Source organism: Amycolatopsis balhimycina FH 1894 (genome assembly GCF_000384295.1).
Lineage (GTDB): Bacteria > Actinomycetota > Actinomycetes > Mycobacteriales > Pseudonocardiaceae > Amycolatopsis > Amycolatopsis balhimycina.
The window spans coordinates 3,997,333-4,010,724 of the sequence record NZ_KB913037.1; the positions used below are offsets into that span (position 1 = coordinate 3,997,333).

Genomic DNA, 13,392 nt, shown 5'->3' on the forward strand with positions numbered 1-13,392 from the left:
CGGAGGCCCTGACTCCCGGATGTCACCATGTGAATCCGGCCACACAGCGCTGGGTAGCGCCTGCTCACCCGAAGGCGGGCGCAAGGCCGCCCGTGGGGGTGAGGTTGGGGATTGCCCCTTTCGGGGCAGCCTGTCCACGGGTTAGGACGGTGTACGGGAGTTCGCACCCGCCCTACCCCGGAATCGGAGAGTTCCATGTCGTTCACCGCCGAAGACCTCGCCGAGGTCACCTTCGGTAACGCCCCGATCGGCCGCCGTGGCTACGCGAAGCACGAGGTCGACGAGTTCGTCCGGCGGATCGCCAAGACGTTCGCCGAGGAGGACGACCTGACCGCCGCCGAAGTGCACCACGTGATGTTCTCGAAGCCGCTGATCGGCAAGCGCGGCTACGACGAGCGCCAAGTCGACGAGTTCCTCGACGCGGTGGAGGACCAGCTCGCCGCCCGCACGGGCCAGGCCCCGGACCTCCCGGGCGCCCGCAGTTCTTCGGAAGCCACGGCCGAGCGCGCGGCCCCGCCGACCCTCCGGGCGGAGCGCCTCCAGCAACGCTGACCCCGAACGTCTTGAATGACTCATTCAGGACCTCGGAGGTCCTGAATGAGTCATTCAAGACACCGCGACGGGGCCGGTCAGGCGTCCGCGTTCCGCTTGATCTTGTCCGCGAACTGCTGTGCCGTCGCCGCGCGCTTGACCTTGCCGGACGGTGTCTTCGGGAGGCTCCCGGCCGGCAGCACGACCACCGCGTACGGCCGCATGTCGACGGCGTCGCGGACCCGGGCCGACACCTGCTTCATCAGGTTCTTCTCGGCCTCCGCGTCACCCGCCAGCTTCGACTCGACGACCACCGCGAACCGCTCCCGACGGCTGCCCGCGTCCAGCCGGACCGCCACCGCGTTGCCCGCGCGGACCCCCTCGACCGAGGTCGCCGCGCGCTCGATGTCCGTCGGGTACAGGTTGCGGCCGCCCATGATGATGACGTCCTTGCGGCGGCCGCAGATCACGATCTGGCCGTCCACCAGGTACCCGAGGTCGCCGGTGTTCAGCCACCCGGCATCGTCCTGCGTCGCGACCGGGCCGTCCATGGTCAGGTAGCCGGGCGTCACAGCCTCGCCGCGCAGCCGGATCTCGCCGACTTCGCGCTCGCCGACCCGTGCGCCCGAATCGTCGACGATCTCCGCCTCGAGCCCGTCCAGCGGACGGCCGAGCACCGCGAACGACCGGACGCTGTCGGTGCCGCGCCGCGGGTCGCCCTCGGGCACCGGCACCGCGCGGTTGTCCGCCTCGAGCGCGTCGGCCTCGACGACGTCGAGCGTGAGCCCGGTGAACAGCGGCGCGAACGACACCGCGAGCGTCGCTTCGGCCATGCCGTAGGCCGGGAAGACGCACTCCGCCGGCATCTTGAACCGGGCGCCGGCGTCCACAAAGGTCTGGACGGCGGTTTCGTCGACGGGCTCGGCGCCGTTCAGCGCGATGCGCAGCTTCGACAGGTCGTACGCGGAGTCGTCGTCGACGCGGGCCATCCGGCGTCCGACGATCGCGTACGCGAAGTTCGGCGCCGCCGTGGTGGTGCCGCCGTACTTGGTGATCAGCTCGGGCCAGATCAACGGGCCCGAGAGGAACTCGACCGGCGTGATCTTGACCAGCTCGACGCCGAAGGTCATCGGCACGGTCAGGAAGCCGACCATCCCCATGTCGTGGAACGTCGGCAGCCAGGAGACCATCACGTCGACGTCGAAGTCGAACTCGGCGCGCTCGACCATGGCCTTGACGTTGGAGTACAGGTTCCCGTAGGTGATCCGCACGGCCTTGGGGTCGGCGGTCGAACCACTGGTCAGCTGCAGCAGCGCGGTGTCGCCCTCGTCCGTGGCAACGACGTCGGCCAGCGGCTCGGCGGCGGCGAGGTCGGTGATGAGCTGGAACCCGATGCCCTTTTCCGCCAGCACCGGCGCGAGCTGGTCGAAGGGTTCGCCGAGCAGCACCAGGTCGGACCCGATCATCCCGAGCACCCGCACGGTGTCCTCGGCCCACTCGGCGAGATCGGTGCGCGGGGTCGGCTGGTGCAGCATGGTGACGCTGCCGCCGGCCAGCCACACGGCCTGCACGGTCGGCGCGATCAGCACCGGCGCCGCGGCCAGCACGGCGACGGCACCCCCGCGTTCGAACCCGCCGGCGACCAGCCCGCCGGCGATCCGCCGCGCTTCGGTGTGCACCTCGGCCCAGGTCCGGCGGACCGGCTCCTTCGGCTCGCCGGTGACCATGCCGCGCTGCTGCCCCCGCTTCGTCGCGGTGGCGACGAGCGTGTCCACGAACCTGCTCATAGCCGGAACATTACTGGGACACCGTCAACGCCCGCCGACCAAAGCGGAAACCGGCCCCCGAAGCCACCGGTTCACCTGGCGTTGCCCCCGCAGCCGCACGACCACGAGGTCGGGGTGGCTGTTCTCGTCGATCACCCGGCGGACCCGCGCGCGCATGATCGGGTGGTACCGCCACGCGAGCCGGATGATGTGGTTCCGGTCGGTGAAGAAGGTGCGCAACGGGCCTTCGACGTTCCCCCCGGCGATCTCCGAACCACGGCCGAAACGGCGTTGGAGCGTACGGATGACGACCCGGACCATCGCCAGGGCACGCGGGTGGTCGAGCCACACCAGCACGTCGAGGCGGGCGGTCATCCGCTCCCGGACTTCTTCGCCCTGCCATTCGATGGCCCAGACGTCGCGGCCCAGGTACTCGAGCAGGTCGGCCTGCCAGGTTTCCCGCACGGTCCAGCCGGGCCCGTGGAAGAAGGTTTCCATCTCGACGAACGGCACACCCAGGCGCTCGCACAGTGTGCGGGCGAGGGTCGACTTGCCCGATCCGGCGGAGCCCGCCACCGCGATCCGCCGGAGCACACCGAGGGGCTCGTCGGGCCCGATCACCCTCATTCGAGCAGCTCGGACGTCTCCAGCCAGCGGCCCTCGACGTCCTCGATCTCGCCCCGGACGCCCTTCAGCTCGGCGTTGAGCGCCATCAGCTTCGCCGGGTCGGTCGCGGCCTCCAGGAGCGACGCGTGGAGCTTCTCCTCCTTGGCGTGCAACTGGTCCAGCTTGCGCTCCAGCCGGCCGAGGTCCTTCTGCGCCGCGCGCAGGTCGGCCGCGGACTTCTTCGCTTCGGTCTTGGCCGCCGACGGCGCCGGGCCCGAAACGTCCTGGACTGCCGCGCGTCGGTTCAGGTACTCCTCGATGCCGCCGGGGAGGTGGGTGATCCGGCCGTCACCGAAGAGCGCGACGATCGTGTCGCAGACGCGTTCGACCAGGTAGCGGTCGTGGGAGACGACGACCATCGTGCCCGGCCAGCCGTCGAGGAGGTCCTCCAGCTGCTGCAGGGTGTCGATGTCCAGGTCGTTCGTCGGCTCGTCGAGCAGCAGGACGTTCGGCTCGGCCATCAGCAGCCGGCACAGCTGCAGCCGCCGCCGCTCGCCGCCGGAGAGGTCCCCGACCGGCGTCCACTGGCGCGCCTGCGGGAAGCCGAGCTTCTCCCCCAGCTGCGACGCGGTCATTTCCTGCTTGCCGAACACGACGCGCCCGGCCACCTGCTCGATCGCCTGCAGCACGCGCAGGTCGCCGGGCAGGTCGTCGAGCTCCTGGCGCAGGTGCGCCAGCGCGACCGTCTTACCCTCGATCCGACGGCCCGTCGAGCCCTCGACGTCGCCGCCGAGCAGCTTCAGCAGCGACGTCTTGCCCGAGCCGTTGATGCCGACGAGGCCGATCCGGTCGCCCGGCCCGACCCGCCAGGTGACGTGGTCGAGGAGCGTCCGCTCGCCCACCGTGTACGTCGTGTCTTCCAGCTCCAGCACGGTCTTGCCGAGGCGCCGCTTCGCGAACGCCTGCAGTTCGACGGAGTCGCGGGGCGGCGGGACGTCGGCGATCAGCGCTTCGGCCGCTTCGATGCGGTAGCGCGGCTTCGACGAACGCGCCTGCGGGCCGCGGCGCAGCCACGCCAGCTCCTTGCGGGCCAGGTTCTGCCGCTTCTCCTCGGCCGTCGCGGCCAGCCGCCCCCGCTCGGCGCGCGCGAAGATCCAGTCGGCGTAACCGCCTTCGTACTGCTCGACGCGGCCGTTCGCGACCTCCCACGTCAAAGTCGCGACGGTGTCGAGGAACCACCGGTCGTGCGTGACGACCACGACCGCGATCCGCCGGTTCAGCAGGTGGTCGGCGAGCCACTGGACACCTTCGACGTCCAGGTGGTTGGTCGGCTCGTCGAGCACGACGAGGTCGAGCTCCCCGGTCAGCGCGGCGGCCAGGGAGACCCGGCGCCGCTCACCGCCGGAGAGGTTCGCGGTGGGTGTGTCGAGCCCGATCGCGGTGATGCCCAAGCCGTCCACAATGGACCGCACGCGCGCGTCGGCCGCCCATTCGTGCTCGGCGCCATAGCGTTCGAGCACGACCTCGCCGACGCTGCTGCCGTCCGGCAGCTCGGTCCGCTGGGTGACCACGGCCATCCGCAGGCCACCGACGTGGCTCACCCGCCCGGAATCCGGCTCGGCGAGTCCGGAAAGGACTTCCAGCAGGGTGGTCTTGCCGCCACCATTGAGGCCGACGACGCCGATGCGCTGCCCGGCCGCGACGCCGAGCGACACGCCGTCCAGCAGCGGGCGCACCCCGTACGACTTGCTCACCGCCTCGAGATTGACCAGGTTGGCCATCCGCTCAGCCGATCCTTTCCGAGAAACAGAGTTATCCGACCATCCACAGTGGAAGGTCAGGCGTGCACCCGCGGCGGCGCCGGGCGCGGCGCGTCGTCCCCGCCGACGACGCGGGCGCCGGGGACCGGGCCGTGCGCCACCCGGACCGTGCGGCACACCCCCGCCCCCGACAGCTCCGCGGCGACCTCCACCGCGGACTGCGCGTCTTCGCACAGGAACGCACACGTCGGGCCGGAACCGGACACCGTGCCGGCCAGCGCGCCCGCGTTGACGCCCGCCCGGAGCGTGCGGCGCAGCTCGGGCCGCAGCGAAACCGCCGCCGCCTGGAGGTCGTTGCCCAGCAGCAGGGCCAGCTGGCGCGGGTCGCCCGAGGCCAGCGCCTCGACGACCGGGGTGTGCGAGCCGATCCGGGGCGGGTTGCCCGCCGCACGCAGGCGGTCCAGTTCGCCGAACACCTTCGGCGTCGACAGCCCTTCGGAGTCGAAGGCCAGCACCCAGTGGAACGTGTGCCGCCCGAGCACCGGGACGAGCTTTTCGCCGCGCCCGGTCCCCAGCGCGGTGCCGCCGTAGAGCGCGAACGGGACGTCGCTGCCGAGCCCGGCGGCGATCTCGGCCAGCTCGTCGCGGGTGACGTCGAGACTCCACAGGCTCGCGAGCCCGACCAGCGTCGCCGCCGCGTCGGCACTGCCGCCCGCCATTCCGCCGGCGACCGGGATGCCCTTGCGCAGCACCACCCGGACCTTCGGCTCGCCGGTGCGGCCGACGTGCGCGGCCAGCGCTTCGACGGCCTGCCAGGCCAGGTTTTCGGGGCCGGTCGGAACCGAGCCCTCCCCCTCGCCGTAGACCTCGATACCGGGTTCGTCGGTGGCCGCGACGGTCACCTCGTCGGTCAGTGACAGGGCCTGGAACACGGTCACCAGCTCGTGGTAACCGTCTTCACGCAGGTCGTCGACCGAAAGGTGCAGGTTGACCTTGGCCGGGACCCGGACGGTGACTGGAGGCGGAACAACAGCGAGCACCCGACCAGCCTACGTGCTCGTGCCGGTCGCACTTCCACCAGGAAGTTCGTGAAGGCCACCTTCCGGAACTACAAGTTCCTCAAGGTGGCCTTCACGAAGCTTGCCCAGGTCAGGCGGCCGCGATGCCCTGCGGGCCGCGGGCGGTGTGCGTCACGTGGCCGCCGCGCTCGGCGACCCACGCCAGCGCCGCGTCGGCCCGCTCGCCGCGGACGCCGAGGCGGAACCGGCCGACCGGCGTGTCGCCGATCCGGGTCAGGCCGCCGCCGATCGTGGCGAACTCGACGTCGAAGCGGCCCGCGGCCTCGGGCAGCAGCGCACCCACCGACGCGAAGCCGATCAGCACGACATCGGCCGAGCGGTCGTAGCGCGCCACCTGCGAACGGGACGTCTCGATGGCCGGCAACAGCGCCCGCGCGGTGCGGCTGGCCGGGTCGGAGATCAGGTCGAGCACGGTGCCTCGCTCGACGACCGTACCGTCTTCCAGCACGGCGACGTCGTCGCAAAGCCGGCGGACCACGCCCGCGTCCGGCGTCGTGACCACGACGGTGACCCCCAGCTCGGACCGCGCCCGGTCGAGGACGGTCAGGACGGCGCCGGCCTCCTCCGGGTCGACACCGGCGGTCGGGTCGTCGGCGAGCAGCACGGCGGGGGCCGCCGCCAGCGCCCTCGCGACCGCGACACGGCGGAGCTGACCGGCGGACAGCTCACCGGGACGCTGCGCGGCGCGCGGCGTCAGGCCGACGAGGTCGAGCAGCGAGCCGACCCGGCTGCGGCGCTGCGGGCCGTCGACGCCGAGCTGCTCGAGCGGGGCAGCGATGTTGCCGGCGATCGTGCGCTCGGCGATCAGCTCCGGCTTCGTCGAAACGACACCCAGCTGACGGCGGATTTCGCGGAGCCGGCGGCCGTCGAGCGTGCCGGTGTTGAGGCCGTCGAGCCGGACGACGCCGCGGTCGGGCCGCTCCTGCAGCGCGATGCACCGGGCGAGGACGGACTTGCCCGACCCGGCGGGACCGACCACGCCGAACAGCGAGCCGGCCTGGACGTCGACACTCACGTCGTGCAGCGCGACGACCGAATTTCCGTTGGTGGCAAAGGATTTGGACAGGTTTTCGACGGTGATCACGAAGGCTCCAGAAAACGGGGTGCGCGCAGGACGCGGCACCCGGCCGCAAGCGAGTTCCGTCCACTGCGGACGGTGCGTGAAGAAGAGGTGGACCGGCTGGGGCTAGCTCAGTTGGAGCGCCGACATGCGGTCACGGAGCGGCGGCCTTCGTCGACAACGCGACGCCGGGTGAGGAGCAGGGGGCGAGCTACCCTCTTCATCGAAAACGGCCTCCATCGGTCCTGGCGGTAGCACCTGCCCTGCGGAGGGTGGTTGCTGCGACTTCGGCGAGCCAGGTCTCTCAGTCGCTCGGGATGGACGTACTGAGTAAAACCGATCCCACGGAGCGAAAGCAAGCCTGTTGGCCCAGATCACACGACTGGCGGCGTCCGGATCGCGGGATCACGGGCGGAGAGGACGTATTTTCACGCTTCCACTGTGGAGTGCCTAACGCGCGGCGGCGATCCGCACGAAGTCGTGCACGTTCAGCTGCTCACCGCGGGTCCTGGGGTCGATCCCGGCGGCCGTCAGCAGTTCGCCGGCACGCTCGGCCGAGCCCGCCCAGCCCGCGAGCGCGGCCCGGAGCGTCTTCCTGCGTTGTGAGAAAGCAGCGTCCACCAGGCCGAAGAGCAGCTCCCGGTCGTCGGACGCCGTCGTGTCGCCGCGTTCCAACGCGACGAGCGCGGAATCGACGTTCGGTACGGGCCAGAACACCGAGCGTGGCACGGCGGCGACCTTGCGTGCGGTGCCGTACCAGGCGAGCTTGACGCTCGGCACGCCGTAGATCCGGCTGCCGGGGCCGGCGGCCATCCGCTCGGCGACTTCGGTTTGGACCATGACCAAACCGGTCTTCAGCGAGGGCACCTCGGCCAGCAGGTGCAGCACGACGGGCACGGCGACGTTGTAGGGCAGGTTGGCGACGAGCGCGGTCGGCTCGCCCAGTTCCTCGCGGGTGACGCGCAGGGCATCGGCCCCGACGACGGTCAGCCGCTCCGCGGCTTCGGGGCCCCGTTCGGCGACGGTCTTGGGCAGCCGCTCGGCGAGCTTGGGATCGATCTCGACGGCGACGACCCGCGCGCCGGTGGCGAGCAGCCCGAGGGTCAGCGACCCGAGCCCGGGCCCGACCTCGAGGACGACGTCGTCCGGGGCGACGCCGGCGAGCTCGACGATCCGGCGGACGGTGTTGGGATCGTGCACGAAGTTCTGCCCGAGCTTCTTGGTCGGCCGGACGTCCAGCTCGGCCGCCAGCCCGCGGATCTCGGCAGGTCCCAACAGTTCAACCACCGGACGAGCCTACCCAGAGGGTCGGCTGACGTGCCCGGACGGTCGGCTTGCGTACCCGGAGGGTCGGCTCGCGTGCTTGAGGCCCGATCTCGCGTGATTGAGCGCGTAACTCGCGTGATTGGAGGGTCGACACGCGTGATTGGGGGGACGACACGCGTGATTGGGGGGGACGACACCGGGCACGCGAAACGGCCCCCGTCCGGAGGACGGGGGCCGTTTCAGAGGGACTGTCAGGCCTTCTTGCCGCAGACCGGCCAGGCGCTGTAGCTGCCGCCGCGGCCGGCCTTGACCTTCTCCGCGATCGCGATCTGCTGCTCACGCGAAGCCTGGTTCGGCAGCGCGGCGTACTGGTCGCCGCCGTAGGCGTTCCACGTCTGCTTGTCGAACTGGAGGCCGCCGTAGTAGCCGTTGCCGGTGTTGATCGACCAGTTGCCGCCCGACTCGCACTGGGCGATGCGGTCCCACGCGGAGCCGTCACCGATGTCCGGCGTCGGGGCCTGCTTGGTGCCGACGTGGATGATCTTCGGCTTCGGCTGGGTGATGACCTGCTCGGAGACGCTCTCGCGAGCGACCTCCTTGCCGTTCTTCTGCGTGACCTTGTAGGTCACCATCTTCTCGCCGGGCGTGCCGGGGTCCTCGACCGAGGTCTTGCCCTTGGCGAGGTCCGGGTCGTCGACCTTCTGCTCGGGCGGGGCGATGGACTCCTTCTGGACGACCGTCGAGACGCCGGTGCGGCTGATGTGCACCTCGGCGCCGTCGGTCAGCTTGACGTCCAGACCACCCTCGGCCTGGTCCTCCGGGCCCAGGGTGAGCTTGTACTCGCCCAGGAACTCCTTCGTCGTGACCGCGGTCGTCTTCACCTGCTTCGGCGCGTTGGCGCCGTCGTACAGGGTGACGTTCTTCAGGGTCTTGATCTCGACGGTGGCGCCCTGCAGGGGCAGCTCGCCGTCCTTCGGCATCGACATCCACGTGCCGGGCTTGTCCATGCCGGCCATGCCGAGCTGGGACAGCGCGTCGCCGAGGTGGGTCGCACGGACCCAGGAGGTGTGCTCCGCGCCGTCGACGATCATCTTCAGCTGGCGGCCGCGCTCCAGCTTGATGACGCCGCCGTCGCCGACCTCCGCCTGCGGGGACGGGGAGAGCGAGTCGTGCGCGCCGACGGAAAGGCCCGCGTCCTCGAGCACCTCGCCGACGGTGTCGCCGAAGGAGTGCACGGTCTGCTGGTGGCCGTCGACGTCGACGGTGATGCTCTTGTTCATCGCCAGCGCGGCCGCGCCGCCACCGGCGACGCTGATCATGACGCTGAGGACGGCACCCTTGAGGAACCGGCGCTTCCAGACCTTGGTGGTCTGGCGGAGCCCCTCGTCCAGCGCGGCCCGCTTTTCCTGCGGCGACATGGTGCGGTCCGCGTCGAACCCGTCCGGGATGACGATCGGCGGCAGGTACGTGGTCTCCGCGTTGATGAGGCGGATCAGCTCGTCGACGTCGACGTCGATCTCGGCCATCATCGCGTCGGCGTCGGGGCCGAGCGCGGCGAGGATGTCCTGCTGCGTGATGTTCGGGTCGTCGGAGAAGTCCAGCTGGCCGTACGCAGTGTCGTCGTACGCAGTGTTCTCGAATTGACGGTCGAGTACGGCCGCGGAGCGCGCTCCAGCCTGTCTGCTACCTGTCACCGGGTCGTTCCCTTTCCCAAGACGCCGTTCGGGGCGGCGTCTTTACGTCTGGGCCCGCAGCCGGCGCCATCGTCACGGTTCCGGCTCGTACCTGCTCCGGTTCCGCTTCCCCGACGTGCACTGACGTGACTGTGGGCGTAACAGTCGGCAACTGCAGTCTGCAGTACCGACCGGCACGATCACGGGACAGTAACGGGTCCCGGCGGGTTGCGCAAACACCCCCCGGAGTGTCGTGATCTGTGTCACCCATCGGGTGGACGAGCCGGGAACCCTGTTGTCGCAATGCGTTCAACCCGTTGTGACACTGGGGAGTCGGTAGACCCGCTCGGCGGTGGTCCGGACCGATTCGGCGACTTCGTGGACAGCTTCGCCCCTGAGCGCCGCGAGGTGACGGACGGTGTAGGCGGCGCAGTAGGGCTCGTTCGGCCGCCCACGGAACGGGTGGGGGGTCAGAAACGGCGCGTCCGTCTCGACGAGGTACTGTCCCGGCGGGCAGAGCCGCGCCGCCTCGTGGAGCCCCTTCGCGTTCTTGAACGTGACGGTGCCCGCGAAGGAAAGGACATACCCCGCGTCGACGCACTTGCGGGCCATTTCCGCGTCCCCGGAAAAACAATGGAAAATTACGGCATTCGGCGCATCCTCTTCGGCCAGGATGCGCAGCACGTCGTCGTGGGCGTCGCGGTCGTGGATCATCAGCGGCTTGTCCAGCCGCTTCGCCAGGTCGATGTGCCAGCGGAACGCCTCCTGCTGGGCGTCGTGCGGCGAGTAGTCCCAGTAGTAGTCGAGGCCGGTCTCGCCGACGGCGACCACGCGCTCGTGGCCGGCCAGGCGCTCCACTTCGGACTTCTCCGCCTCGCCGAACCCCTTGGTCCGGGTCGGGTGGATCGCGACCGCGGCGAAGACGCGGGGGTCCCAGCCCGCCGCCTCGGTGACCCAGCGGGCCGAGGCGAGGTCGTCCGCGACCGTGACGACCCGGGCGACGCCGGCGCGCTCGGCGCGGTCGACCATGGCCGTGACCTCGGCCGCGGTGACCGCGCCGCACGCGTCGAGATGGGTGTGCGCGTCCACCACCGTCACGGGGAGCCGATCCGGGACCGGCGGTAGTTCGCGCTTCTCGTCACCCATGCATACCTCTTACTCCTTGGTGATCGGCGCCCACTCCGGGCCGGTCTCGCCGAGCGCCGGGTCGAGCTTCGTGAACAGCGGCGACGGCTTCTGCAGGGGCTTGCCGACCTCGATCGGCTTCGACTCCCACTTCGCCTGCTCGCCCGCGTAGTCGCCGGTGAGGATCGGGTTGACCCGGCCGGCGATGTCGAGGTCGTCGACCTCCTTGAGCTCCGGCTGGGCGGCCCAGACGCCGGTGCCGCCGAGGGCTTCGTGCACCTTCTGCGCCGAGTGCGGCAGGAACGGCGTCAGCAGCGTGTTGGCGTCGGAGACCACCTGCAACGCGGTGTGCAGCACGGTGTCGCGCCGCGTGGGGTCGTCCTTGAGCTTCCACGGCTCCTGGTCGGAGATGTACTTGTTCGCCGCGGTGACGACCTTCATCGCCTCGGCCGCCGCCAGCTTGAACCGGGACCGGGCCAGGTGCGCGCCCGCGGTGTCGAAAGCCTTGCGCGACAGGGCTTTCAGGTCCTCGTCGGCCGCGGTCGGGGCCTCCGGACGCGGGATGGCGCCGACGTTCTTGTGCGCCATCGAGATGGACCGGTTGACCAGGTTGCCCCACTCGTTGGCCAGCTCGAAGTTGGTCCGGCGGACGAACTCGTCCCAGGTGAAGTCGGTGTCCTGGGTCTCCGGGCCGGCGACCGAGATGAAGTACCGCAGCGTGTCCGGGCCGAAGTCGCGCAGGAAGTCCTCGACGTAGATCACGCGCCCGCGCGAGGTCGAGAACTTCGAGCCGCTCATCGTGAGGAACTCGCTGGAGACGATCTCGTCCGGCAGGTGCAGCTTGCCGTACTTGCCGGGTTCACCGCCCTTGTCGCCTTCGCCGTTGTGCCCGAACAGCAGGGCGGGCCAGATCTGGGCGTGGAAGGTGATGTTGTCCTTGCCCATGAAGTAGTACGACCGGGCGTCGGCGTTGTTCCACCACTCCTGCCACGCGTCCGGGTTCCCGGACCGGCGGGCCCACTCGACACTGGCCGAGAAGTACCCGATCACCGCGTCGAACCAGACGTAGAACCGCTTCAGCGGCTGGTCCCGCCAGCCGTCGAGGGGGATCTTGACGCCCCAGTCGAGGTCGCGGGTGATCGGCCGCGGCCGCATGTCGTCGATCAGGTTCTTGGTGAAGTTGAGGACGTTCGGGCGCCAGTCGTTCTTGGTGCCCAGCCAGTCGCCGAGGGTCTTGGTGAACGCGGGCAGGTCGAGGAAGTAGTGCTCGGTCTCGACGAACTTCGGCGTCTCGCCGTTGATCCGGGACTTCGGGTTGATCAGCTCCGCGGCGTCGAGCTGGTTGCCGCAGTTGTCGCACTGGTCGCCGCGCGCGCCGTCGTACCCGCAGATCGGGCAGGTGCCCTCGACGTAGCGGTCGGGCAGCGTGCGGCCGGTGGACGGGCTGATCGCGCCCCGGGTCGTCTTGGGCACGACGTAGCCGTTGCGGTGCAGCGCCAGGAAGATCTGCTGCGTCACCTCGGCGTGGTTGCCGGTGGAGGTCCGCGTGAACAGGTCGTAGGACAGCCCGAGGCCCCGCAGGTCGTTGCCGATCTGGCGGGTGTACTTGTCCGCGGTCTCCTGCGGGGTCGAGTTCTCGTTGTCCGCCTGGACCGTGATCGGGGTGCCGTGTTCGTCGGTGCCGGACACCATGAGCACCCGGTTGCCGGCCATTCGCTGGTAGCGGGAGAAGACGTCGGACGGGACGCCGAATCCGGACACGTGGCCGATGTGGCGGGGGCCGTTGGCGTAGGGCCAGGCCACCGCTGTCAACACAGGGGTGCTCATACCTTATTAGCCTACGGAGGGCGTCACACGCATTGTCGAGAGGGAGGCCCGGTTGTCGGCGACACGTCTGCTCGTGCTCGGGGTGGTGCGCATGTACGGCCGCGCGCACGGCTACCAGGTGCGGCGCGAGCTGCTGACCTGGTCGGCGGACAAGTGGGCCAACGTCCAGCCCGGCTCGATCTACCACGCGCTGAAGAAGATGACCGCCGAAGGCCTGCTCGACCAGGTCGACGTCGAACCCGGGGACGCGGGACCGGACCGGGTCGCCTACCGGGTCACCGCGGACGGCGACCGCGAGTTCCACCTGTTGCTGGGCACGGCGCTGGCCGATCCGGAGGTCGGCCACCCGGAGCTGTCGGCCGCGATCTCGCTGATGACCGCGCTGCCCCGCAAGCGGGTGATCGGCATGCTGAACCAGCGGCTGGTCCACCTCGAAGCCGAGGTGCGGCGGGCGGGGCTGCTCATCGAAGAGGGCTCCGAGTGGGGACAGCCCGCGCACATCGCCGAGCTGTTCGGGCTCTGGGCCCAGATCTCGGCAGCGAGCCTGGACTGGCTCCGGAACCTGATCACCCGGCTGGAAGCCGGCGAGTACGTGATGGCCGACGACCCGGGCCGTGCCTTCGGAGAGCCGCCGCCCGAAGGCACGAAGTAATCAAGTTTGACCAATACCGGCGGGTCGGGTCTAAGGTGGCGACCCTG

At 70.3% G+C, this 13,392-nt stretch carries 11 protein-coding genes and 1 riboswitch; of the genes, 2 read left to right on the forward strand and 9 right to left on the reverse strand.

What is annotated here, in order from left to right; genetic code table 11:
- Positions 1-195: 195 nt before the first annotated feature.
- Positions 196-552, forward strand: a complete 357-nt coding sequence (locus tag A3CE_RS0117410) for a DivIVA domain-containing protein (RefSeq protein WP_020641384.1) — start codon at positions 196-198, stop codon at positions 550-552.
- 77 nt (positions 553-629) lie between these two features.
- Here the strand turns inward: A3CE_RS0117410 and A3CE_RS0117415 are convergent, their stop codons facing one another.
- From A3CE_RS0117415 to metG, 9 genes are all read right to left on the reverse strand, one after another.
- Complete coding sequence (locus A3CE_RS0117415; RefSeq protein WP_020641385.1) at positions 630-2,318, reverse strand: fatty acyl-AMP ligase; 1,689 nt, start codon at positions 2,316-2,318, stop codon at positions 630-632.
- 24 nt (positions 2,319-2,342) lie between these two features.
- Positions 2,343-2,924 (reverse strand): P-loop NTPase family protein, encoded by a 582-nt coding sequence (locus A3CE_RS0117420; RefSeq protein WP_026468582.1) that lies wholly within the window; start codon positions 2,922-2,924, stop codon positions 2,343-2,345.
- On the reverse strand, positions 2,921-4,684 hold the full coding sequence (locus A3CE_RS0117425) for an ABC-F family ATP-binding cassette domain-containing protein (RefSeq protein WP_020641387.1): 1,764 nt from the start codon (positions 4,682-4,684) through the stop codon (positions 2,921-2,923). The genes A3CE_RS0117420 and A3CE_RS0117425 overlap by 4 nt, the downstream gene beginning before the upstream one ends.
- Before the next feature lie 56 nt (positions 4,685-4,740).
- Entirely contained in the window at positions 4,741-5,703 is a 963-nt protein-coding gene (locus A3CE_RS0117430; protein ID WP_020641388.1) for a 4-(cytidine 5'-diphospho)-2-C-methyl-D-erythritol kinase, read from the reverse strand.
- A 109-nt stretch (positions 5,704-5,812) separates the two neighbouring features.
- Positions 5,813-6,826 (reverse strand): methionine ABC transporter ATP-binding protein, encoded by a 1,014-nt coding sequence (locus A3CE_RS0117435; RefSeq protein ID WP_020641389.1) that lies wholly within the window; start codon positions 6,824-6,826, stop codon positions 5,813-5,815.
- A 209-nt stretch (positions 6,827-7,035) separates the two neighbouring features.
- A riboswitch (SAM riboswitch) is annotated at positions 7,036-7,126 on the reverse strand.
- Positions 7,127-7,252: 126 nt separating this feature from the next.
- A complete protein-coding gene (gene rsmA, locus A3CE_RS0117440) occupies positions 7,253-8,089 on the reverse strand; it encodes a 16S rRNA (adenine(1518)-N(6)/adenine(1519)-N(6))-dimethyltransferase RsmA (RefSeq protein ID WP_026468583.1) in 837 nt (278 codons plus the stop codon).
- 230 nt (positions 8,090-8,319) lie between these two features.
- Positions 8,320-9,762 (reverse strand): resuscitation-promoting factor, encoded by a 1,443-nt coding sequence (locus tag A3CE_RS0117445; RefSeq protein WP_020641391.1) that lies wholly within the window; start codon positions 9,760-9,762, stop codon positions 8,320-8,322.
- Between the two features lie 288 nt (positions 9,763-10,050).
- Entirely contained in the window at positions 10,051-10,887 is an 837-nt protein-coding gene (locus A3CE_RS0117450; protein WP_020641392.1) for a TatD family hydrolase, read from the reverse strand.
- Between the two features lie 9 nt (positions 10,888-10,896).
- Positions 10,897-12,693: a methionine--tRNA ligase gene (gene metG / locus A3CE_RS0117455; protein WP_043790916.1), complete on the reverse strand. Its 1,797-nt coding sequence runs from the start codon at positions 12,691-12,693 to the stop codon at positions 10,897-10,899.
- 52 nt (positions 12,694-12,745) lie between these two features.
- Between metG and A3CE_RS0117460 the strand changes: the two genes are divergently transcribed.
- The gene (locus A3CE_RS0117460) at positions 12,746-13,345 is read left to right on the forward strand and encodes a PadR family transcriptional regulator (protein ID WP_020641394.1); all 600 of its coding nucleotides are present in this window, start codon (positions 12,746-12,748) and stop codon (positions 13,343-13,345) included.
- The last annotated feature ends 47 nt before the right edge of the window (positions 13,346-13,392 follow it).